The sequence below is a fragment of the Nocardia fodinahabitans genome (assembly GCF_052983615.1).
Genome location: NZ_JBRJJC010000001.1, coordinates 1389523 through 1410241, shown reverse-complemented (window position 1 = coordinate 1410241; position 20719 = coordinate 1389523). Strand labels below are relative to the sequence as shown.

Annotated in this window: 26 protein-coding genes and 1 pseudogene; 15 read left to right on the top strand and 12 right to left on the bottom strand. The window is 65.5% G+C overall.

Translation table 11 applies throughout. The annotated features are described in order from the left end of the window. Window positions 1-6: 6 nt before the first annotated feature. The 7 genes from NV348_RS06720 to NV348_RS06690 all read right to left on the bottom strand — a co-directional run bounded on the left by NV348_RS06720 (window position 7) and on the right by NV348_RS06690 (window position 5394). Window positions 7-1383 (bottom strand): TniQ family protein, encoded by a 1377-nt coding sequence (locus NV348_RS06720; protein WP_447146216.1) that lies wholly within the window; start codon window positions 1381-1383, stop codon window positions 7-9. Further along, on the bottom strand, window positions 1380-2291 hold the full coding sequence (locus tag NV348_RS06715) for a TniB family NTP-binding protein (protein WP_447146215.1): 912 nt from the start codon (window positions 2289-2291) through the stop codon (window positions 1380-1382). Before NV348_RS06715 ends, NV348_RS06720 begins: the two co-directional genes overlap by 4 nt. Next, window positions 2285-2716, bottom strand: coding sequence for a Mu transposase C-terminal domain-containing protein (locus tag NV348_RS06710; protein ID WP_447146214.1), 432 nt, complete (start codon window positions 2714-2716; stop codon window positions 2285-2287). Before NV348_RS06710 ends, NV348_RS06715 begins: the two co-directional genes overlap by 7 nt. A gap of 242 nt (window positions 2717-2958) precedes the next feature. Continuing rightward, window positions 2959-3735 (bottom strand): TnsB C-terminal domain-containing protein, encoded by a 777-nt coding sequence (locus NV348_RS06705; RefSeq protein WP_447146213.1) that lies wholly within the window; start codon window positions 3733-3735, stop codon window positions 2959-2961. Window positions 3736-3823: 88 nt separating this feature from the next. Continuing rightward, on the bottom strand, window positions 3824-4192 hold the full coding sequence (locus NV348_RS06700) for a hypothetical protein (protein WP_447146212.1): 369 nt from the start codon (window positions 4190-4192) through the stop codon (window positions 3824-3826). A gap of 123 nt (window positions 4193-4315) precedes the next feature. Then, window positions 4316-4918, bottom strand: coding sequence for a PIN domain-containing protein (locus NV348_RS06695; protein ID WP_447150961.1), 603 nt, complete (start codon window positions 4916-4918; stop codon window positions 4316-4318). A gap of 65 nt (window positions 4919-4983) precedes the next feature. Continuing rightward, window positions 4984-5394, bottom strand: a complete 411-nt coding sequence (locus NV348_RS06690; RefSeq protein ID WP_447146211.1) for a helix-turn-helix domain-containing protein — start codon at window positions 5392-5394, stop codon at window positions 4984-4986. A gap of 221 nt (window positions 5395-5615) precedes the next feature. On the opposite strand from NV348_RS06690, the gene NV348_RS06685 reads away from it, so the two are divergent. Together NV348_RS06685 and NV348_RS06680 are read left to right on the top strand one after the other, a co-directional pair. Beyond that, window positions 5616-5978 carry a hypothetical protein gene (locus NV348_RS06685; RefSeq protein WP_447146210.1) on the top strand — a complete coding sequence of 121 codons (363 nt, stop codon included), beginning with the start codon at window positions 5616-5618 and terminating at the stop codon, window positions 5976-5978. Window positions 5979-6095: 117 nt separating this feature from the next. Continuing rightward, window positions 6096-7088, top strand: a complete 993-nt coding sequence (locus tag NV348_RS06680; protein ID WP_447146209.1) for an Lrp/AsnC family transcriptional regulator — start codon at window positions 6096-6098, stop codon at window positions 7086-7088. Between the two features lie 45 nt (window positions 7089-7133). On the opposite strand, the gene NV348_RS06675 is transcribed toward NV348_RS06680, so the two are convergent. The 3 genes from NV348_RS06675 to NV348_RS06665 form a co-directional block, all read right to left on the bottom strand. Continuing rightward, window positions 7134-7688, bottom strand: a complete 555-nt coding sequence (locus NV348_RS06675; protein WP_447146208.1) for an NAD(P)H-dependent oxidoreductase — start codon at window positions 7686-7688, stop codon at window positions 7134-7136. A 131-nt stretch (window positions 7689-7819) separates the two neighbouring features. After that, complete coding sequence (locus NV348_RS06670) at window positions 7820-8152, bottom strand: hypothetical protein (protein ID WP_447146207.1); 333 nt, start codon at window positions 8150-8152, stop codon at window positions 7820-7822. Beyond that, the gene (locus NV348_RS06665) at window positions 8121-8699 is read right to left on the bottom strand and encodes a hypothetical protein (RefSeq protein WP_447146206.1); all 579 of its coding nucleotides are present in this window, start codon (window positions 8697-8699) and stop codon (window positions 8121-8123) included. The genes NV348_RS06670 and NV348_RS06665 overlap by 32 nt, the downstream gene beginning before the upstream one ends. 257 nt (window positions 8700-8956) lie before the next feature. Between NV348_RS06665 and NV348_RS06660 the strand changes: the two genes are divergently transcribed. From NV348_RS06660 to NV348_RS06650, 3 genes are all read left to right on the top strand, one after another. Beyond that, window positions 8957-10297, top strand: a complete 1341-nt coding sequence (locus NV348_RS06660) for a GMC family oxidoreductase (RefSeq protein WP_447146205.1) — start codon at window positions 8957-8959, stop codon at window positions 10295-10297. A 140-nt stretch (window positions 10298-10437) separates the two neighbouring features. Beyond that, on the top strand, window positions 10438-10932 hold the full coding sequence (locus NV348_RS06655; protein ID WP_447146204.1) for a TetR/AcrR family transcriptional regulator: 495 nt from the start codon (window positions 10438-10440) through the stop codon (window positions 10930-10932). 21 nt (window positions 10933-10953) lie between these two features. After that, window positions 10954-11307 carry a hypothetical protein gene (locus NV348_RS06650; RefSeq protein WP_447146203.1) on the top strand — a complete coding sequence of 118 codons (354 nt, stop codon included), beginning with the start codon at window positions 10954-10956 and terminating at the stop codon, window positions 11305-11307. 150 nt (window positions 11308-11457) lie between these two features. On the opposite strand, the gene NV348_RS06645 is transcribed toward NV348_RS06650, so the two are convergent. Next, a complete protein-coding gene (locus NV348_RS06645; protein WP_447146202.1) occupies window positions 11458-11691 on the bottom strand; it encodes a hypothetical protein in 234 nt (77 codons plus the stop codon). A gap of 209 nt (window positions 11692-11900) precedes the next feature. Here NV348_RS06645 and NV348_RS06640 point away from each other — a divergent pair, with 209 nt between their 5' ends. The 8 genes and pseudogenes from NV348_RS06640 to NV348_RS06605 all read left to right on the top strand — a co-directional run bounded on the left by NV348_RS06640 (window position 11901) and on the right by NV348_RS06605 (window position 18926). After that, window positions 11901-12614 (top strand): helix-turn-helix domain-containing protein, encoded by a 714-nt coding sequence (locus tag NV348_RS06640; RefSeq protein WP_447146201.1) that lies wholly within the window; start codon window positions 11901-11903, stop codon window positions 12612-12614. Window positions 12615-12624: 10 nt separating this feature from the next. Beyond that, entirely contained in the window at window positions 12625-13014 is a 390-nt protein-coding gene (locus NV348_RS06635) for a hypothetical protein (protein ID WP_447146200.1), read from the top strand. A 548-nt stretch (window positions 13015-13562) separates the two neighbouring features. Beyond that, a pseudogene (locus NV348_RS06630) lies at window positions 13563-13907 on the top strand (Crp/Fnr family transcriptional regulator); the annotation flags it as partial. Window positions 13908-13913: 6 nt separating this feature from the next. Then, window positions 13914-14303, top strand: coding sequence for a Crp/Fnr family transcriptional regulator (locus NV348_RS06625; RefSeq protein WP_447150960.1), 390 nt, complete (start codon window positions 13914-13916; stop codon window positions 14301-14303). A 33-nt stretch (window positions 14304-14336) separates the two neighbouring features. Continuing rightward, window positions 14337-14996, top strand: a complete 660-nt coding sequence (locus NV348_RS06620; RefSeq protein ID WP_447146199.1) for a hypothetical protein — start codon at window positions 14337-14339, stop codon at window positions 14994-14996. 58 nt (window positions 14997-15054) lie between these two features. Further along, window positions 15055-17328 (top strand): hypothetical protein, encoded by a 2274-nt coding sequence (locus NV348_RS06615; RefSeq protein WP_447146198.1) that lies wholly within the window; start codon window positions 15055-15057, stop codon window positions 17326-17328. 4 nt (window positions 17329-17332) lie between these two features. Continuing rightward, a complete protein-coding gene (locus tag NV348_RS06610; RefSeq protein ID WP_447146197.1) occupies window positions 17333-18382 on the top strand; it encodes a hypothetical protein in 1050 nt (349 codons plus the stop codon). Further along, window positions 18342-18926: a hypothetical protein gene (locus NV348_RS06605; protein WP_447146196.1), complete on the top strand. Its 585-nt coding sequence runs from the start codon at window positions 18342-18344 to the stop codon at window positions 18924-18926. The genes NV348_RS06610 and NV348_RS06605 overlap by 41 nt, the downstream gene beginning before the upstream one ends. Here NV348_RS06605 and NV348_RS06600 read toward each other — a convergent pair whose 3' ends face one another. Next, window positions 18927-19466, bottom strand: a complete 540-nt coding sequence (locus NV348_RS06600; RefSeq protein ID WP_447146195.1) for a Pycsar system effector family protein — start codon at window positions 19464-19466, stop codon at window positions 18927-18929. 84 nt (window positions 19467-19550) lie between these two features. Between NV348_RS06600 and NV348_RS06595 the strand changes: the two genes are divergently transcribed. Both NV348_RS06595 and NV348_RS06590 read left to right on the top strand, forming a co-directional pair. Continuing rightward, on the top strand, window positions 19551-20150 hold the full coding sequence (locus NV348_RS06595) for a Uma2 family endonuclease (protein ID WP_447146194.1): 600 nt from the start codon (window positions 19551-19553) through the stop codon (window positions 20148-20150). A gap of 64 nt (window positions 20151-20214) precedes the next feature. Further along, complete coding sequence (locus NV348_RS06590; RefSeq protein ID WP_447146193.1) at window positions 20215-20595, top strand: DUF1801 domain-containing protein; 381 nt, start codon at window positions 20215-20217, stop codon at window positions 20593-20595. Window positions 20596-20719 lie beyond the last annotated feature (124 nt).

Here is a 20719-nt window from a genome sequence, read left to right as displayed (position 1 = left end):
CACCGTTCACCGATCCAAGCGGGCGCGCAGGTGGGCGAGGTCGTCGAGAACGAACAGCTCCGCGGCCAGCCCGCCGATTCCGCGCGCCGGGGACGCGGCGGTGAACTCGGTGAGTACGCGAGCGACCTCACCGAGGTCGTATCCGTATAACCCCAGCAGCGCTTCGGTTTCGGCCCGGGTCCGCACGAACTCCGGTGGCATGCCGGTGTCGCGGATCAGGATGTCGCGCTCGCGGTCGAGGTTGGCCGGGCTCGGATCGGCTTCGACGAGAAAGGTCAGTACCCGGCGGGCGGTATCGGGATCGGTGCGCACCGTGCGGGCGAGTTCGTCGAACAGCGCGCTGTAATCGGCGCGGCGGTCCAGGCCGCGAGGATCGAGGATCCGGGCGGCCGAGCCGTCGTGTGCGCGGCGAGGGTCGTCGCCGGGGTAGACCGGTTCGACGCCCGGAAGGGACAGGGCCGGCGCGAGGGTGCCGCGCGGCCGAAGGCGGCGCCCGGCGGCGAGGTCCATCGCGACGGCGGCCGCGGTGAGCAGGTCCTCCTGACGCGGCCAGGGCAGTTGTTCGTAGGGCGTCCAGATGCGGAGCCCGGCGCGTGGGGTCAGCCCGGCGGTCTGCCATACCTGGGTGAGGGCGCGGGCGGACCCGACGCTCAGGCCGGATGTGGGCAGGCTGAGCTCGTCGAGCAGGGTGCGCAGCAGCCGGAACCACACTCCGGCGTGCACGCGGCGGCCGGGCAACCCGACCTTGCCGGTGGTCAGGGCTTGGTGGGTGTAGTTCTCCAGGGTGGCAACAGGTTCGGCGACCGGGGTACCGGCGACATCGGCCCCGGCCAGCTCGGCGGTGAGCAACTCGGCGCGGTAGAGCAACCGGCGCCGGTGGATGGTGCAGCCGGTGGTCAGCGGCAGCGACCACACCCAGCACCGTTGCGGTTGGGGGCCTGCCGTGCACAACGGGCACGACCGATCCAACGGTGTCTCGGGAATCCACGGCCCGCGCCACACCCGCCACCGGGCCAGCTTGTACCGCCGGGCCTCACCCGGGGCCAGCAGCACCGAATCCCCACGCACGTAGCTGTAGAAGGTGTCCTCGCCCTCGTGGGCGGGCATCGGGTAGCTGTCGAACAGCCACGGCACCCACCCGGGAAAGGTCATCGCCGTCAACCTCGCGACCGGAACCGTGGTCGCGGCGGCCAACGCCGCCAGCAGCTCCGGTGGTGCGTGTTCGTCGAGCCGGTCCGGGATCTGGGTGAGCACACCGAGATTCGGGCCGACCAGCTCGGCCGCCGGCATCCTGTACATCTCGGCCAGCCGCCCCACCCACGACGACAGCGACTCGAGCTCGCCCGGGGGCGGGTGCAGCGGCCACCGCGTCGGCGTGCTCATGTGAGTTCGCGTTCGAAGCTTCGCCGGCGTTCGGTCGGACCCGCGTATCCGGCCAGCAGCAGGGTGCGCTGGTTGATCGTCTCCTCACCGGTCTCGATCGCCGCGACCGCGGCGTCGGCGAGCAGTGTCGACAGTTCCCCGATCGTGCCCTCGCAGCGGGTCAGCAGGTAGCTGACCATCTCCTGGTCGGCGATCGACGAGGGGCGCCGCAGCGGCAACGCCGCTGCGAAGCTGGCCAGCAGTGCGGCCGCTTCCTCCCCGACTTCCCAGCGCGGCAGCGCCAACGGCGCGAACCGGTTCTCGAGCTGGTCGTCGGAGCGGATCGCGAGGTAGGCATCCCGGATCCCGACCCCGACCAGCGGGATGCGCAGGCTGTTGCCCAGAAACCGCAGCAGGTTGAGGAATTCGCGCTGGCTGTTGCTGCGCCCGCCGAGGATGTTGTGCAGCTCGTCGATCACCAGCATCCGCACGCCACATGCCCGGCACAACCGCACCACCAGCTCCTCGACATCGGCAAGCCGCCGCGCGCGGGCCCGCACCGGCGCCCCCAACGCCGCCAGCAGTGCCACATAGAAGCGCAGCACACTGGGCTCCGAGGGCATCTGCACCGCCAGCACGGGGATCTCCTCACGGTCGGTGTGCGAGATCGGCGGGTGATCGCGGCGGAACTTCTCGATGATCATCGACTTGCCGTTATTGGTTGGCCCGATCAGCAGCAGGTTCGGCATCCGTTGCTTGGACGGCATCGTCAGCAGCAACTCGAGACGAGCCAGGGCCTCGGTGGCGCGGGTGTAGCCGATCCAGCGATCCGCACGCACGTGGCGCACCCGCTCAGCGGCCGGAAGCAGCGCGATCCGGTGCGCCGAGGGATGCAGGTGCGACAGGTCTACCGGTTCGCCGATCACCATTGCTCGATCACCTCGAACGGCCGAACCGTCGCCGCGGCGGCCGCGGGCGGGGTCGGTGGTGGTTCGGGCTCGGTGGGCCGGCGGGCCCGGACCGTGGTGTGGCGGGCGGTGGTGCGTCGGGCCTTGCGGCTGGTCGCGACAGCGGTGTCGGTGATCTCCCGCATCTGCTCCACCATGGAGAACAGGGCGTTCTCGTCGATCTCGGCGCGGCCCTGCTCGCGCAGGCGGGCCACTGCGGCACTGTGTTCCCACACGCTGATCGCCGGGCGCGACCACGTGCGGTACGGCACCTCCAGGTACTCGCCGGTCTCGGGGTGCAGCGCCCAGATCCGGGAGATGTCGCGGGGATCGCGGCGCAGCACGAATCGGTCCTGATGTTCGCGGCGCGCGATCAATGGGCGCAGCACGTCGGCGTAGTACTGCACACTGCACGTGGTCGACAGTGAACCCGGTACGCGACAGGGTGCGCCGGATCACCGGCAGGAAGTCGACGAGGAAGGCGGTCTCGTTGGTCACCGTCGCCGGGGCGCCCCCGGCGGCCACGCGCTCGGCCCACACCCCGGCCGGGGTGCGTCCACCCAGGCCTTCGTGTGGTCGGCGGTGGTAGCAGGCCACTGCTAGGGCCATCCACCGTTGCAACTCGCCGAGTGTGAGAACGGCTTTCGCGTCACTGTCGTAGGTGCCGCGGTGGGTGGTGTTGGAGAAGGTGGTGCCGGGCAGCTCGTGGACCATCGTCATCGTGTGCCAGACACAGTCCGACCGAGGTCGCTGACGGCGCGTCCAGGGTGATCACCAGCCCCGGCACGCACCGAGTGGGCTCGTCGATCGCCGCGGTCACATACGGGCGCCCGATCGGCAGCCGGTGAAAGTCATCGACCACCATCACATCCGCTGGGGTGTGGTCGATCTGGACCCGCTCCAACAACCCCTCCACCGCCGGGGTGGACCCGCCGGCCGCCCGCCGTCCGCGGGCCGCGTCGGTGCCCTGGAGTGCGCTGGTGGCCTTGACCGGGTCCAGACGCCGGATTCGGCGCGTGACCGCCGACCGAGCCGGCGGCGTGAGCCCGGCGATCCGGCATTCCCGGGCGATCTCGCGGCAGATCACGGTCAACGACCGTCTCTGCCTGGTCAGGTACCGGGTGCGCAGGGCCTTGCGGATGATCTGTTCGACCTCATCAGGCAGCCTGGCGCCACCACGGCCGCCGGATGAACGGCGCGGCAACAGGTCCGACGCGACCCCGTCGCCCGCACGCCAGCGCCGGACCAGCGCATACACCTGGCGTTGAGTGACTCCGAGCTCCTCGGCGGCCTGGTCGGCGGCCGCGACGCTCACCCGGTCCGACTGCGCGAGAGGGCCGATGACCTTCGCGCGGGCCACCGCGACCTGCCACCGTGCTTCGTCGGCGGTCAGAACACCACGCTCGGGCAACGCTGAATCGGCCATCCCGCAACCCCCGTGCTGAAGACGAGTACGAGCTGAATGCACGGTACTGCCGACGAGTACGGGACACGCCGATGATCACCAGTCACGTTCAGCTGCAACGGAATCCGCAGGTCAACGCTGAACAGGACTCCGACAATCGACAATGCCTGTCGCCGTAGGCGACCGAAACCGTGCCTGCTACGGAGTCGGGGCCGGGATGAGGGTACCGCTTGGGCTGGATTGTCGCGACCGGCAGGGCAGTGAGCTGCTGGTACGGGAGCTCGCGTAGCTCGTCCACCAGCAGCGTGCGGCGCCGCTCGAATTCGGCCACCACCCAGTCGTAGGCATCTTGCGCCAGTTGCCGAGGATTCGGCACCGCTGCCGGATCCGAGAGTTGGTTGGCGTTCAGGTGCACAAACACCACCTCGATGTCCTTGTCCCGCAGGTCTTGGATGTACTTCTGGTGCTGACGAGCCAACCCGCCGGATAGACCTTGGCAGCCTCCAGGTTCAACTGCCGTGCCTTCGATTTGGTGTTGAAGCACAACGTGCGAAGGTCACGATCGTCGGACTCGCACCGCGTCAACGGGATGTACGCCGCTTCACCTGCTCGCGGATGCGTCTGCGATGGCGCGAGCGACGGCTGGCGTCTGCATCATCTTGCGGATCGCGGCGGCGAACTCGGGCGAGCCTGCGGTCTCGAGACCGGCGGCGAGGTTGAACTGCCTGCCTCCTCGACAGTGGTACGCGATCTGGTCGAGCAGTACTTCGCGGACCGTGGCGATCGAGTCCCGGTGGACGAGCATCAAAAAGCCGTCCGGGGTGTAGACCTCGTAGCCGAGGTCATCGTCGTTGGCGACGGCGAAGTCGTGGAATCTGCGGTCGGCGGTGATGACGTACTCGACCCTGCCGTGTCCGGCGGCGGCGTGCAGGTGCGCGTCGTACTTGTCGGTGTATGTGAGGTCGGGGTCGATCTCGTATCCACGGATCCGGCCATGCTCGGCAACGGCGATGATGCGGTCCCGCACTCCTCCGATCTGAGGATCGGAGAAGTGCGGGTGGTTCTTGCGTAGGTGATAGACCAGCTCCGCCAGGATGTCCTCGGTCCAGCGCAGATGGAACAGCGGTGGACCGGACCTGTTGGCCAGCAGGCAAATCCAGTCTCGCAGCGTCCGCGAATACAGCACGTTCGCGTCCGGTAGCACGTGGGGAACTCGTGAACTCACCTGAGTGACAATAGGTGCCAGTGCCGACCGCTGGTCTCGGACCGTCAGTAGTCGAGACCCTCCGTCTCTTCGAAGTCACGAAGTTCCTGCAATGCCGCGCGTTGCCGCTGGCGCAGCCGATCCCGGTAGGCAAGAACGTCAGTCGTGTTGAGTCGGGTGTGGGTTCCGACCTTGTGCGCAGCGATCTGACTTTCCCGGACTAGTTTCATCAGCGTCGGGCGGGAGATGCCGAGCAGATCCGCCGCCGAGGACGTGGTCAGCTCGTCGGGCATCGCCCCGACCGTCACCGTGCCGCCGGCGGCGACGATTCGCACCACCTCGGCGAGTATCTCGGCCAGTTCCTCTGGCGCCACCGACCGCAGGGCCGTCGGGTCGAATGCCCCGGCCTGCGACACCTGATCGGATGTCACCGTGAGCGTCGTCTTCCCGACGCCGCTTTCGACTACCGCGTTCATCGTCTCGGACCTCCCGCTTGTACTACACCAAGCGTAATACGCTTTCACTTACAAGTGCAACTTGGTTTGAAGGGTGATTGATCACGCAGGCCGCCGGTCACGCCATCCGGCTGACCACCGGACGCCTGCCGGGATGCGGGCCTTATCGGCGGTCAGGACGCGTATTCGTCCGGTCAGAATCGGGTCGGCCGATCACCCCGCGGCGGTCGGCGGTAACCGTGATGGTGTTCCTTCTCCGCCTCCACCGTGCGCTCGGGCGGGATCGGCTCGGGCCACACGATCACCCCGAACAGCACAATCGGCGGCAGGCCGATCGCGCCGGGGCAGTCCCGTTCCGGCTGCTGGCTTGTGCCGATCCGGTCATCACCGTGCAGTCGGCCGCCGGTCTGGCCGGCCAGCCCCCGGCGCTGGTGGGCAGATTCCTGGCCGAACTGGTGCGGGCGAACCTCGTGATCGACCGCGGATCAGGCTGTTTCGTGCTGCCGGTCCTGGTTCGCCTGTACGCGCGGGAACTCGCCGCGGACAGCGATGGCCTCGACGAGTTGTTCGGTGCGCCGTCTTTGACCGACCGCTTCGGGCCGTGATCTAATCAGGCAAAATCGGCCGCGCACGAGGGTGGCCCATCGTCAGGCTGGGGGGTGTGGCGCATCGTGCTGAGCGTCCCTGGCCCGAAGCGACCGGCGAACGATCTTCCGGGGACGGTGGTCTCCACCATCGATGAATTGGACCACTGCCTTATTCATGCGCTGCGCATCGACGGTCGGGCGCCGTTCAGCCGGATCGCCGACGTTCTCGATGTCTCCACGCAGACAGTCGCCCGTCGCTACCGGCGGCTGAGCAGTGAGATGGCGCTTCGCGTCGTCGGGGTGGTGAACCCGACGCGATCGTCAGGCGAGAAGTGGATCCTGCGACTCACTGCCAGTCCGAACACCGCTGAACAGGTAGCGCACAGCCTGGCTCGGCGTGACGACACCATCTGGATACGGCGCATGTCCGGGGGAAACGAGATCTGCTTCGTCACGGTCACGAACTCCGCGGCGCACCATTCGCTGCTGCTCCACGAGATCCCGCGCGCGGCCAGCATTACCGAGGTGTCGGCGCACCGCCTGCTACACACCTATCTGGGCGGTCCCACCGCATGGCACGGGCACACGACCGCGCTCACCGACGGGCAACAGGAGCAACTCCGCCAAGCATTCGATTCGTCGGGAGGCGCTGACGAACCCGAGACCATCACCTCCCTGACCCCGGCGGATCGGCAGCTGCTGGCCGCATTGCAGCGCAACGGCCGGATCAGCTACACCGACCTCGCCGCCGAGACCGGCCTGTCCTCCTCGACCATTACGCGTCGACTCGCTGCGCTGCAGGCGGGCGGCATGCTCACCTTCGACGTCGAGATCGGTGCGGAGGTGTACGGCATCACCACCCAGGCCTTGCTCTGGATGTCGGTCGCCCCCGCGCACCTGGACCAGGTGGCCAGAAGCCTGATCCAGCACAGGGAACTGGCCTTCCTTGCCTCTACCACCGGCCAGACCAACCTGGTGGCCCTCGTCTTGTGCAGGACTCCCACGGAACTGCACGACTATTTGGCCCACGGTCTCAGTGCGCTGGACTCCATTCGCATGCTCGAGACAAGTCCTGTGCAGAAGACCCTGAAAGCCTGCAGTCCGTATCTGCGCGACAGCCCCCGGTGATTACCCAGGTCGTGGGCGACCTGGGTAATCGAACCGCCACCGATATCAGCCGACCGGTGTCGTGTTGGTCGCGATCAGCTTGCAGTATTCCTTGGCATCGAGGATGAGGTCCTCGTCCGACGGGGTGAAGATCAGGCTGTAGACGGCATGCACACCCTGATAGTCGAAGTGGCAGAACTCCAGCGTTTGAACGACCGGGGCGAGGTACTCGTCGAGGCTGCGTCGGGCGAGCCCTTCCGGAGTGTAGGTCTCCAGAGTGCTGCCGACCGAGACCGCCAGCCACGCCTTCTTACCGGCCAGCGCGGTGGCGGACCCGTCGAAGCTGAAGGCGAAACCATGGGTCAGCACCGCATCGAACCAGGCCTTGAGTGCCGGGGTCACGCTGTACCAGTACAGCGGGAACTGCAGAACCACGGTGTCGTGGTCGCGCAGCAACTGCTGCTCGCGCGCGACGTCGATGTCGAGATCGGGGTAGGTCTGGTAGAGATCGTGGACGGTGACGTTGCCCAGATCCTCGATCTCGGCGAGCCGGGTCGCGTTGGCGCGGGACTCCGCGAGGTTCGGGTGCGCGACGATGACGAGGGTACGAGTGTTGCTCACAGATGATTCCATTTCTCGTGGAGGTACGTGCAGCTACGTCTGCAAGTAGAGGCGGTCGGTGATCCCCGGTGCCGGCGGTGACGCAGGATTGACGGACTCATTCCACCGGCGACCATCGTGGTGGTGGATATTCACGCTCGCTGCGCGCCCACCGACCCATCGGCGGCATCGTGACGGGAGGTCGGCGGGACCGTCCGGAAGTTGAACGCCTTGTCGCGAATGGTGATGGTGAAAGAGAGGCCGGACCGCTCGCCCGCGGCGATTCCCAACACGAGCATGGGCATATGCCACTGATACTTCGTGAGTGTGCCGTGACTCGCGTTGATATCTGAGCCGTCATGTGCGGACACGTTGCCGTAGTTGTTGACGCAGAAGACATTGGGCGTGGCGATCATCTTGCCGATCCTGGCCTGGCCGGCCTCGATGAATTCATCATGCGAGTTGACGTCGGACAGCAGGTCCATAGCTTTCGGCGAACCCGACGGGTAGTTCGCTGACGCCGTCGGAGCGCGACGTTTCCACGGGCGGCAGGAATTCTGCCAGCTCATCGGGTCGGATCCCCAGTTCGGCGAGGCCGCGGGCGATCAGGAATTCGTCCTGCCCGGTTTTCAGGGTCTTCATCAGCGCCTGATGAAAGCGGAAACATTTGTAGCCGTCTTGCAATGGAAATGGTACGCACGTGAAGATGCCCTGTGTGTGTGGCTCGGAGCGATAGGTGACGGAAGCGACCAGAAAGCTGTCGGAGAAACTTTCATATCTTTCCGAGAGGAGTCCTTGAAAGGATGACAGTGGGAAATCCTCGGGAGAATCGAAAGTCAGCTCGATCAGCTCGCATTTGGCGAAGAGTGGATTCCCCCGGAAGAAGTGCGTCAGCGCCTCCTCGAATTCGGTGAGGTCGAAGACTCTGTCGACTGTGTATGTCGAGAGGGCGGGGAAGAACTGCGACTCGTTGATGAAAGGGTACGTGGTCATGGAGAGTCGAAGAACTTTGTCGGCGATGGAGATGGGCATTTCGCGAATGTATGTGCCACGGAGGCGCTGCCACCGCACGTCGCGCGGTATTGGCTGATTCGTTCCATCGAGCGCGGCTCCGGTGGCTGATATTCACTGCTGGGGGGACAGGCGGAGCCCAGCGGGGGCCGGTCATGGAGCGGATCCGTCAGTCGGCACTGCCCGGTGGAACTTTTCGGCCAGACGCCGGTGGCCGGCTTCCCGGATCGGCTCGGCATCGCCGACGCTGCCCCCATCGAGAGCGAAAGGGCCCTGTTATGTCCAATTCTGTTGAACCGGCCGATGTCCTGATCGTCGGCGGCGGGTCGGCCGGCGCGGTACTCGCCGCACGCCTGAGTGAGAACCCCGCCCGCCGCGTCGTGCTGCTCGAGGCCGGGCCCGACTACGGCCCCACCCGGTTCCCCGCCGCTCTGCTCGACGCCAACCGCATCGCCGATCTCGATCACGACTGGGGCTACGCCTCACGTGGTGGGCGACTGAGCCCCGAGATCGCCGCGCTGCGCGGCAAGGTGATCGGCGGGAGTTCCGCCGTCAACGTCGGCGCCGCCCACCGCGCCCGCGCCCGCGACTTCGCCCGCTGGGCCGAGCAAGGGCTCGACGACTGGACCTTCGCCGACGTCCTGCCGTATTTCCGCGCTCTGGAAAACACCCCCACCGGCCACGACGAGTTCCATGGGCGGAGTGGGCCGATGCCCGTGCGCCAACTGGCCGACTCCGACCTGACCCCCGCGCACAGTGCCTTCATCGACGCCGCGGTTGCCCGCGGACACAAGCGGATAGCCGACTTCAACGGCTCCGAACAGGACGGTGTCGGAGCCTTCGCCGTCAACGTCGTCGACGGTGTCCGGCAGAACACGGCATTGGTGTACCTGACCGCAGAGGTGCGCGCTCGCCCGAATCTCATTGTGCACGGCGGCGTCACCGTCGACCGGGTCCTGTTCCGCGAGACGAATGCGACCGGAGTGGTCACCGCCGACGGCACCGTGCACCACGCCGACGACGTCGTCCTTGCTGCCGGGACCTATGGCAGCGCCGCGATCCTGCTGCGCTCCGGCATCGGCCCCGCCGGCGACCTGACCTCCCTCGGCATCGAGCCCCGCGCCGACCTACCCGTCGGACAACACCTGCAAGACCACCCCTTCTTCCACACGATCTACACGCTCGCCCCCGGCCGAACGCAGACGTCCCCGGCCCTCGGCGCGCTGCTGTGGACCGCCTCCAGCGAGGCCGCCGACGGCGACCTCGACCGTCGGCGCATGCTCGAAGGTGTACAACTCGCCCGCGATCTGGCTCGTCACCCGGCACTGACCCCATCGCTCGCCGGCCTTCTGATCCCGCACGAACTCCCCGACGACGCCGCACAACTGATGCAGGTGATCGAATCCAACCTCGCCGTCTACGGTCACCCCACCTCCACCGCCCCCATGGGTTCCGCCGACTCGCCCCAGGCCGTCGTCGACTCCCGCGGAGCCGTACACGGATTCGCCGCCCTGCGCGTCGTGGACGCATCGATCCTCCCGTACGCCCCCTCCAGCGTCACCAACCTCACCACGATCATGCTCGCCGAACGCGTCGCCCACCTGGTCTACACGAGCTGATCGAGGGCGATCCAGCAATGCTGGGGCCGTACGAGCACCCAGGATCGGCAGCATGAGCAGCGCGAGGGCTGGCCAGTTTGTCGGCGCATTTGGGAATGATCATTCTTGACCAACCGTTCCCAATCGGTTAACGTCGGGATATGGCGCGACCGAGGACATTTGACGAAGACGCGGCCGTCGAGGCGGCGGCGAAGCTGTTCGCGCGCAGCGGGTTCGACGCGGTGTCGGTCGACGATCTCGTCGGTGAGCTCGGCGTACACCGGCACAGCCTGTATCGAACCTTCGGCAGCAAGCGGGGGTTGTATCTGCGGGCGCTGCGGCATGTGCGGGCGCGGAACCTTCGCGCACTGGCCGCCGCCGACGAGCCGCTCGAGGTCTTGCGCACGGCGGTGATCTCCGAGGAGATCATCGACCTCGATCTGCTGTTGATGGCGGCCATCGGGCAGGCGGCGGTCGATCCCGAGGTCAGTGCCGAGGTTCGTGGCGCCTTCGCCGATTTGGATGCTGTCGCCGGCGCCTCCGGGGACGCGTTGCCCGCAACGGTGTTGCTCGGGCTGCGGCTACGTGCCCGTGCTGGAGATCCAGTAGCGGAGATCGTCGATCAGTGGTGCCGACGATCCGAATCGAGTCATTGAGCATCACAACAGGAGGAAACCGTGGCTGAGGTCGTCATCGACGGAGGCAACTTGATCGTTCGTATGGAAGGTTTGGACAAGCTGTGGGCGCTGAAGAGCCACCTGTCGATTCCCTTGGCCAATGTGCGCGGCGCAACCGTTGATCCGGGGATTGTCAAGGAGCGTAAGGGCATCCGCGCTCCGGGTACCCACCTGCCGGGTGTCATCACGGCGGGGACGTTCCACATCGATGGGGAGCGGGTGTTCTGGGACGTTCGCGACGGCGCGAAGGCCGTGGTGATCGAGCTCGCCGACGAGCGCTACGCCCGGCTGATCGTCGAGGTCGACGATCCCGCCGCAACGGTCGCGCTGATCGAATCCAGCTGCGTCCGCTGACGCGGGTCGGTACCGATGAAGGGGACCAGTTCAGACAGCCGGGACCCCTTCATCTCATTCTTGTCGATCCCACCGAAGACGGCGTGCTTGGTGCTTGGCGCTCACCACGCCGGCGGGCGGTGACCGCGACGGCGAACCCGAGCACGGTCATCACGCGTCTGCCCGTCCGCCGGTCTCGCCGGCGATCGGCAGGCCGTACCCGTCGCGCTGTTCGGCAGCGGTCAACCAGTCGGCCACGTTGTCCAGCGACCCGTGGCAGACGACCCGGAACGGGCTGTACAGCTCCCACCCGAACGGCGGTTCGGCTGCGCGGCGGATCGCCATGGACCGCTGTGCGGCCCGTTCGGTCAGGCCGTCCAGCCGGTTCTGAATCGCGTCGCTCATCGGTCCCCCTGTGGGTGATTCGGTGAATGCGCCCACCGCCGGGAAGCTTTCGCCATCGTCCGCATAGCTCACTGCGCCCGATGTGCCGGGAATGGTCCACGGCATCGGCCCGGCGGTGGGCTGAAAACAACGCTAGGCGTGCGTTATCGGTGGTCACAGGCTTACGGTGTTGACAGACTGTTCACAGCTCACCGAGCCGAAGGACCACGATGGAACCGGGTGCACAGCTGAGAGCCGCGCGGGAGGCGGCCGGGGTAGGGCTGCGCGAAATCGCCCGGCTGACGCACTATTCACCCGCGTACCTGTCGCTCATCGAGTCTGGTAAACGGCCGGTACCGGCCGAGGTCGACGCCGCCTACACCGCCGCCCTGGGCGAACCGGCCGATGGGGAACGTGCCGGGCAGGAATGGATGCAGCGGGTTGCGGCGTCCGATGTCGGCGGGGACACCCTGGACCGGCTGGAGATGGCCGTGGATGACCTGGCGTCGGCCTACTCGACTGCCCCGCCCGCCGAACTGCTGGTCGGCATTCGCCGGCACCTGGGCTACACCGCCCGCTTGCTGAACGGCAAGATGACTCTGGTCCAGCACCGCCGCCTACTGGTGACCGCCGGGTGGCTCTCGCTGCTGGCCGGGACGTGCCACATAGATCTGGACGAACTACCCGCCGCCGCGTCCCGGCTGCGCGCCGCCCGCGATATCGCCGACGAGTCCGAACATCCGGAGATATCGGCCTGGGCCCTGGAGACACGGGCCTGGCAGCACCTCATCAATCGGGAGTTCGCCGAAGCGGCCGAGTTGTCACAGGCGGCGCGCGACATCGCCCCGGCCGACAGTTCGGTCTACATCCAGGCCACCGCGCAGCGGGGGCCGCGCCCTGGCCCGCATCGGGGACAGCGCGGGCACATACGGGCCGCTGCGTAGCGTCGCGCGCTTGGTGTCCGGGCTGCGCACGCCCAACCGGCCGGAGCATCACTTTCGCTACGACCCGTCGAAGGCCGATACCTACGTCGCCACCACGCTGTCCTGGCTCGGTGATCCGGCGGCCGAGGTGTACGCGCGCAACGTCGTGGCCGACCTCCAGAGTGCCGCGTGCGTCCGTCCGCGCCGCATTGCCATGGCGAACCTGGACCTGGGTCTGGCGCTGGTCGCTGCCGACAAGCCCGATGAGGCGGCGAACGTGGCGCTGGGCGTGGTCACCGGCGGCCGGTTGGTTCCGTCGCACTACTGGCGGGTGTCGGAGATCGTGGCCGGGATCGGTCAGCGAGATGCGCACGGCGCGGCCATCGTGCGGGAAGCCTTCCACGACGCCTACCCGGCATGAGGCGCTGACGACGAACGCCCCAAGAACCATGTGGTTCCGGGTCGCCCAGAGTTCGCACACCTGTTCGCTGTGTCCTACTGGTGCCCTAGGACGCTCGACCACGCATCAACAGACATGAGCACGGTATCCGCTGGTCAGGTGGACGTATCGGCACGCATGAAACGCACGATCCGTTCGTCATCGCACCGGCAGCGTGGGGTCAGGTGTTCGAGTCCCCTTAGCTCCACTTTCGAGAAAAGGCCCGGCATTACGCCGAACCTCTTCCTCATTTCCGGCACGGTTCTTCTCTGTTTTCCTGGTTCCTGGCGATCTGAGGCCGGGACGCTGGAGCTGCAGGACGCGAGCGCCAACCGTGCGTGAGTCGCCTGTGAACTCAATCGGTCAGCCCCAGTTCTCAGCTGCATCCCTGACTCCAACGCGGAAGCAGGACCCAGTGCTCGAGCCGCGTGTCTTCTGGCCCGGGCACATGGCCGGAGGCAATCCGGGCATTGCCTCTATGCCCGAACATGTTGTCGTAGTGGCCAGTACAATAGCCGGCGGCGGACACGGTGTGTGGGTGGATCGAAGTGTTCGTGAGGGGGGCGAGAACACTGGATTCCGACGAGGTATCGCGGCTCAGCCGGAAGGCTCTACTCGATGTCGGTGTACGGCGTCGGTGGCCCGCGGGCGCCACACTCCTGTGCGAAGGCGACCCATCCGACCATGTCGTAGTCATCGAAGACGGCCGGGTGAAGGTTACTTGCTCGGCATCGAGCGGCAAACAAGTGCTGCTGGCGATCCGGGGCCCTGGTGATCTCCTGGGCGAGTTCTCGGCTATTGACGGCAGACCGCGGTCCGCGACTGTGACGGCACTGTCATCAGTCACCGCGGCCGTGGTGTCGGGGCCATCGTTCCGCGCGTTGCTGATCGACGACGGCAAGGCGGCGTTCAGCATGCTGCGGATCGTGGTCAACCGGCTTCGCGAATCGGACGTGCAACGCCTCGAGTACGGTGCCTACAGCGTCACCGAGCGAATCGCCCGTCTCCTGCTCGACTACTCGGGGCGATACGGCCTCGTTGATGACGACCGCGTGGTCATCGCCCTGCCATTGTCACAGGACGAACTTGCGCATGCCGCCGGGGCATCCAGGGAAGCGGTAGCCAAGGCGTTGAAGCGACTTCGGGATCGTGGCGCGGTGCGGACTGCCCGGCGGCGCGTTGAACTGCTACGGCCGGACCTACTTGCCGAAGTCGCCGAGGGTCTTCCGAGTGTGTATTCGGACGCAGACGCGCCCGGTCATTCCGATTAGACATGACGCTATGCGAAGTGGCACGGAGGAAGCATGAACGAACCTGCGCACCGAACGTTTCTCGTGGTCGATATCGAAAACTCGGGAGATCTGGACAACCGCGAGCTCGAGTACACCCGCTCGACCCTGTACCGCATCCTCGACGAGGCGATGACACGTCCTGAAACTGTTGTGGGAAAAGAAGATCGAGGCGACGGGTTCCTGCTTGTCCTCGACCTGCCGGTTCTCGACGTCCTCGACCATATCGTCGAGGCTTTCCACCAGGGTGTGCGGACGCGCAACTACGCGGTCGACCCACCCAACTGGCTACGTGTGCGCATCGCCACGCACGAAGGCTACGTACACCACGACGACAACGGTTGGATGAGCGACGCGCTGACAGCCACCTTCCGCCTGAACGACTCACGAGTCGTCAAAGAGACCTTACGGAACGCGGCTCGTGGGCACAGTGTCATCGCTGTCTCCGACGTTGTCTACCACGGGGTTGTGCGTCACAACTATCGCGCCAGGGTCACCTCCGACGGGTATCGCAGCGCAGTGATCAATACCAAGGAAGGTGATGTTCGTGTGTGGGTCCGCGTGCCGGGATATCCGGAGCCGCCGCTGCCTGCCGACCTCTCGTCTCCGGCCGAAGTGCGCATGAGCTCGGCAGCGTTGGGCGGGGTTTCGACGCTGTCACGGCCAACAACATGATCATCGGTGATGTCCAGGCAGGCACGATTGTCGGTCGCGACAATATCGGCGGGTCTGCGTGAGCGCGGCTACAGCTGAGGATCCGCAGCTGGATGTTCCGGACGACGCAGACTCGAATGCCGTCGAAGCGCCCGGCGTGAAAGAGGCTGTTGCCGATCCACGGACCGACGATCCGAAGGCTGGCCCCGACGCTGCCGCAAAGGTTGCGGAATCCGACGCGCGCCCCACAGAACAGGTCGATGCGAAGGCCGGCGCGGACGCCGCGAGGGAAGATCTCCGCAAGCGCGCGACCGACCCGGCCGGCCGTTACGACCGCCGCGTCGCGTCGAGCGCGCTGCGCGACGGAGCTGTCGCCCTCAGCGGACGGGGAATCGTCGCCAACAACGTGTTCCTCGGAGGTGTCACCGCCGACACCATTGTCGGTCGGGACAATCATCCGGGTACGTCCGGATCCCGCGTCTTGCCGAGCGGACCGGTGTCGTCCACTTGGCTCGACAGCGTCGTGCAGACTTTTGTCCCGCCGCCTGTGTTCGAGAAGCTATGTGACAGACTTCGCGCGCAGCCATTGCTGGTGCTGCGTGCGCCGCATGGCTGGGGCCGGACGACTGCGGCGATGAGTGCGCTCAATCGTGAATGCGATGCCGGTGTGCACAAGCTCGAACCCGGCGTATGGCTACCGTCACTGGATATCGAGTTCGAACCGGATGCCGGGTACTTCCTCGAAACGATCGGCATAGATCAGCTGAGGGCTCTACAGGCCTTTCATCTGGAACAGTTGAGCCGAACCCTGACCGAACACCGGTGCCGTTTGATTGTGGTACTGGATGACAAGGTCGAGCCGTCGCCTGACCTGGAGCCGTTTCTACTGGACGGGGGCGAACCTCCTGACGTGGACCGGGTGGTGCACGAACACTTGGTCAGGAAGCTTCCCGTCGGTGAGACCGATGTGCTTCAGCGCGACGACGTGATCCAACTGTTGACACACGTACGTGAGGCTCGTCTTCCTGCCCGTGATCTGGTCGTGCTGGCTGAGCAATTGGCCGACGTGGCAAGGGCGCGAATTGACATCGGTGAGGTCGCCGAACGGGCTCTCAACTGGGCCGACAGTCGATTTCGGCAATGGTTCGATGGGCTGGACGCCGAGACGCGGTCGTTCACCATCGCCCTGGCTGTGTTCAACGGGATGCCTCTGCACATCGTGTCGACAGCTGGACGGGACCTCGCCCGACTGATCGCCGATGCGGAGACGTCGGAAGACGAGCAAGCCGCGTCATCGGTCTTCGGTATGCGCAGCGGAGAGTTGCTGCTCGGAGCACGAGCGAGGTTGTATAAGGCCGTCGAGGAGACCGAGTACGGCCGAATCCCGGTCGATGCGGTGAGATTTGTCGACGACAGCTTCCCGCCCCGGGTTCTGCAATTCGTGTGGCATGAATATCACGCAGCGCACCAGCTGGTCCGTAACTGGCTGTACGAACTAGGCAACCGCTCGGATCTCAGAGTCTGCACACGAGCCGGGCTTGCGGTCGGTCTGCTGTCCACGTTCGAGTTCGAACATGCGAGGCAGTTGGTCATCGAGCGCTGGGCGAGCAGCGGTGATCCGCTCAATCGATTCGCCGCGATCGGCGCGCTGGACTTCCCCTGCGAGGAACCAGAACTCGCACCATTGGTCGGTCGGATGCTCACGGCGTGGTTACACCCTGACCAACTGCTGGCTCGGCGGGTGACCGCCACTGCTGCGCTGGGCAGCACTTACGGTCGGCTCGTGCCCGACCGCGCCATCGAGCTGTTACGGCGCATGGCGCGCAGCCGGAATCCGGAGATCCGAGCCGCGGTGTGCTACAGCATGATCGAGCTGTTCAAGGTCACCACCCTGACGAGCACCGTTCTCGCCGAACTGCGTAGCTGGACCGGATCGAAGCGCCCGGACCTACGCGACACCGGGTTCTTGTGTGTGCTGCAGTTGAGCTTCGATCTCGAGGTCGACACCGTCCGCGGTGCGCGCGCGTGGCCGGTGATGGTGTGGATCGCCGACGAAATGTCCACGCTCCGCGGGTTTGTCGTCGAGTTGTGCGCGCGCCTGCTGGAAGCGCAGTTCTTCGTGCCTGCAGCTTACGAGGAGATCCGCCGCTGGGTATGTCTGTCCGAAACGGACCCGCAGATGCGTCAGCCGTTGGCAAACCTGCTCATCGATCTCGGGGATACCATCGAGGACCTCGAGGTCCTTCCCTATTACCTGCGTGAGTGGGGAGCGGAGCGACGCGGCCCGGTCCGTGCCGTCGCGGAGTTGCTGCAGATGCTCGAGGCGAAAGGGCGAATCCGACATGCACGGTGACGATGTGAGGCCGTTGATCCGCTATGTGGACATGAACCGCACTTCCTGGCGGCGGGTGCGTCCAACTTCCGGTGGCCACACAGCAGTCGTATCGGTCGGCCGGGACGGACGACTGTTCCTGGTCGACCGTCGGCCTTCGGCAGCCGAGGCGTTCTACAGCCCGCCCGCGGGCGTCTTCTGGGTCGATGTCGGAGTGCATCATGAATCCGACCGGTACGAACTCCCCTCTGCGGAGGGTGTTTTCAGCTTCCTCGCCGAGGTCGACGTTTCATGGCGTGTGGGAGATCCCGTCCGGGCCGTCGATGATCGAGCAGCCAGTGGCGCGGATGTATATCGACCTTTTCTCGAGCAGGAACTCCGTCGAATCAGCCGGGAGTACAGTGTTCATCAATTTGCCGCGGCCGAGATAAGGATCAATGAGCATTTCGCCGACCGCATGTTCGAATTACCCTGCGGGATAAATCTGTTGAGCTGCGCAGTGAAGGTGGCGCCGGAGTCGAGCACCCACGATCATCTCCGGCAGGATACCTACGATCGTCGAAACGAACAGCGCCGCGATGTCGCGCACAAGACCCAGAAGGCAGAGAACGCCGTCGGCCACGACCTCGCCCTTCAGCGTGCGCGGCATGAGCATGAGGTCGCCGAGCTCGAAGAACAGCACCGACTCGCGCTGGAAAAGCTGCGGATGAGCTTCTACACACAAGCCTTGGAATCGGGTGATTTCGGCGTACTTGCCTTCCGGTTGTCCGCCAACCGGTCAGACGTGAACGAGGTCATCGACTTGATGGTGCGTGAGAAGCAACTGGATTTTGACACTGCGCAAAGTGCCCTAACCGCGCTCTTGGAACAACGCATGGTCAACAAGCGAGATGTCCAGGACATCATGGCGCGCGCGACGAAGATCATCGCGGACCGGTGGAGCCCCTCGTCGGCGGCGATCGTGTCGGAGGCGTCGAGGACGGGGCGTGGGCCTACGATGTTGTCGAAATCGTCGGTCGGCTACTCAGATGTCGATGACCAGCCGGATGACGGCGACGAGAGCGGCGATGACTAGTTTGTCCCCGGCGGGAAACCCGTTGATCGAACTTCCGCTCGTCGGGGGAGCGGTTGCCCAATTGGACAGACTTCTGCTCGATCTTGGCTACTCCATCTGGTGGGCGGAGACCATGGAGTTCATGATCCTCATGATCGTGCTGTTCGCAGCGGTCACGGCTGTGCTCGGCAGACTGCTCCCATGGTCATGTGCCAAGTTGATTGGACACGTCGGCCTGCTGGCTGCCCCCGTGCCAGCCATCCTACTTGCACCGGAATGGCTGGTCACCAAGCTGATTGTCAGATCAGGTAGAGCTCCTGGGCGCATAGTGTATGGCTACGGTAGCGGCGTACTCCTACTCGCCGACGGACTCGAGACAGGTCTGAGCACTGTGTTACGTCTCCTCGTCAGAGTCGGCACATACGGTCGCCCAATTGCCTGTCTACTCATCGTGCTCGGGTTTCTTTCGTGGAACAGTGCGGCATGTGTCCGCGATTCGGTGCCCTGCGTCTCGCCGGCACAACACTGGAGCAAGCAATTGACAACAACGTCGGCCGACGGTTGATCATGTCGTCACGCCCAGTAGCGTCACCGCGAACCAGACGAAGAACAGGACCAGACTGATCGCGCTCCATCGCAGCGCTACTCTCAATCGTCGATATTTGCGCTGCGCGATCGCAGCAAGCACGCTCACCTGCTGCCACGCGTGGTCGGCGAGCACGGGTCCGGTGGGGCGCTCGTCGGCTGCGAGCGGAAATGAAGGGAAGGAAAACCAGTTCCCAGCTCCGGTACTGCGTATGCTGGGGCTCAGGGTGGCGGCCAGGTAGCCCATGCACACGATCAACCCGACAGCCAGCACGATCGCCGTGCCACCGAGTGCGGCATTCATCTGCGTGCGCCCGGCGGCTATCAGGCCTGTCAGAGCGAATCCATCAGCGGTGAGCAACAGTCCCGACTTCGTGTCGGCCGCGGCAATGATGCGGTTGAACTCCGAAATCGTTCGCAGGGCGGTATTCAAGTCATCGACGGGTCGGAGCCGTTTCGTGCAAATCTTCATACGACCAGCACAACACCGCTCAGAGATCAGCTCCAGGTACGAAGACACAGTGACGGGCCTCCTCGCTCGTTGGCCGCCATCGGAGATGGCGGGTCGGTCCTTCCCGCGCCGAGGCCTGCAATGATGGGCGGCATGAGCACCCCCGATCAGCATCGTGTGCAGCGACTGACCGCTGAGGCATTCCTGGACGGCGCGGCGGAAGAGCTGGGTGACATCGAGATCGTCGACGGCCGGGTCGTGCAGATGATGGCGCAGAGCCCGCTGCACAGCCGGGTTGTTCGGCGGCTCGCGGGGTTGCTGGAGGCAGGTCGACGCGCCGGTGGGCCCTGCATGGTCGTGGATTCCGACGTCGCGGCACGATTCCCCGACGGCGATTCGTCGGCGTCGGACCGGCGGTTGAATATTCGCTATCCCGACGTGTGGATCCGCGATTGCGAACCGTACGACGTCAACAGCGTGCGAGACCACCTGCTGCTGGTCGTCGAGGTGACATCGGAATCGACCATCGACGCCGATATCACCGACAAGCGGATCCAATACGCGGCCGCGGGGATTCCGCGCTACCTCATCGTCAGGCTCGACCAGAAGGAAGAGCGGATCGAGGAGATCGAGGAATATCGCCTCGATTGGTCCGGGCGACGCTACCGAGCGCACACTGTCCACCGCAGAGTTCTGCTGCTCGACGAACCGGTCGAGGTGACCATCCCGTTCGACATGCTCGAGCAAGCCTGACCGAGATTTCCGGATGGGCGGGGGATACTCGGGGTTCAGGGTGTGACGACGAGAGCGACCGGTGATGACTACACGTGGTGATCAGGGTTCGGCTGGGCGGCGGATCGATGAGCGGATCGCGGAGCTGGCGGATTGGCGGGGGGAGTTGCTCGCGCGGATTCGGGAGCTCGTGCACGAGGCGGATCCGGGGATCGTCGAGGAGTGGAAGTGGCGTGGGGTGCCGGTGTGGTACCACGACGGGATGGTGTGTACGGGGGAGACGTACAAGGAGATCGTGAAGGTCACCTTCGCCCAAGGGGCTCGATTGCCTGATCCACGTGGGGTTTTCAATTCCGGGCTGGAGGGGAATACACGGCGGGTGATCGATCTGAGTGAGGGGGATGTGCTCGATGAAGTGGGGTTCAAGGAACTGGTGCGGGCGGCTGTCGAGCTGAACGAGTCGTAGGCCGCGACGGCGGGCTGTGGTCGGGCGCTCGGCTTCGATCCGGGGCTACACCGGGCAGCCCTGGGGCCGGTCGTACTACGACTGGTGACGGCGAGACGTCGGCTCGCCCAACGGGAACCGTCGA

What these genes read in the sequence shown, in the direction of transcription:
- NV348_RS06670 (WP_447146207.1), bottom strand. Translation starts at nt 8,152, where the DNA reads ATGGACCTGCTGTCCGACGTCAACTCGCATGATGAATTCATCGAGGCC.
- NV348_RS06715 (WP_447146215.1), bottom strand. Translation starts at nt 2,291, where the DNA reads ATGGTGATCGGCGAACCGGTAGACCTGTCGCACCTGCATCCCTCGGCG.
- NV348_RS06705 (WP_447146213.1), bottom strand. Translation starts at nt 3,735, where the DNA reads ATGGCCGATTCAGCGTTGCCCGAGCGTGGTGTTCTGACCGCCGACGAA.
- NV348_RS06645 (WP_447146202.1), bottom strand. Translation starts at nt 11,691, where the DNA reads ATGAGCGACGCGATTCAGAACCGGCTGGACGGCCTGACCGAACGGGCC.
- NV348_RS06655 (WP_447146204.1), top strand. Translation starts at nt 10,438, where the DNA reads ATGGCGCGACCGAGGACATTTGACGAAGACGCGGCCGTCGAGGCGGCG.
- NV348_RS06685 (WP_447146210.1), top strand. Translation starts at nt 5,616, where the DNA reads ATGGTGTTCCTTCTCCGCCTCCACCGTGCGCTCGGGCGGGATCGGCTC.
- NV348_RS06665 (WP_447146206.1), bottom strand. Translation starts at nt 8,699, where the DNA reads ATGCCCATCTCCATCGCCGACAAAGTTCTTCGACTCTCCATGACCACG.
- NV348_RS06660 (WP_447146205.1), top strand. Translation starts at nt 8,957, where the DNA reads ATGTCCAATTCTGTTGAACCGGCCGATGTCCTGATCGTCGGCGGCGGG.
- NV348_RS06640 (WP_447146201.1), top strand. Translation starts at nt 11,901, where the DNA reads ATGGAACCGGGTGCACAGCTGAGAGCCGCGCGGGAGGCGGCCGGGGTA.
- NV348_RS06605 (WP_447146196.1), top strand. Translation starts at nt 18,342, where the DNA reads ATGACCAGCCGGATGACGGCGACGAGAGCGGCGATGACTAGTTTGTCC.
- NV348_RS06595 (WP_447146194.1), top strand. Translation starts at nt 19,551, where the DNA reads ATGAGCACCCCCGATCAGCATCGTGTGCAGCGACTGACCGCTGAGGCA.
- NV348_RS06620 (WP_447146199.1), top strand. Translation starts at nt 14,337, where the DNA reads ATGAACGAACCTGCGCACCGAACGTTTCTCGTGGTCGATATCGAAAAC.
- NV348_RS06590 (WP_447146193.1), top strand. Translation starts at nt 20,215, where the DNA reads ATGACTACACGTGGTGATCAGGGTTCGGCTGGGCGGCGGATCGATGAG.
- NV348_RS06720 (WP_447146216.1), bottom strand. Translation starts at nt 1,383, where the DNA reads ATGAGCACGCCGACGCGGTGGCCGCTGCACCCGCCCCCGGGCGAGCTC.
- NV348_RS06690 (WP_447146211.1), bottom strand. Translation starts at nt 5,394, where the DNA reads ATGAACGCGGTAGTCGAAAGCGGCGTCGGGAAGACGACGCTCACGGTG.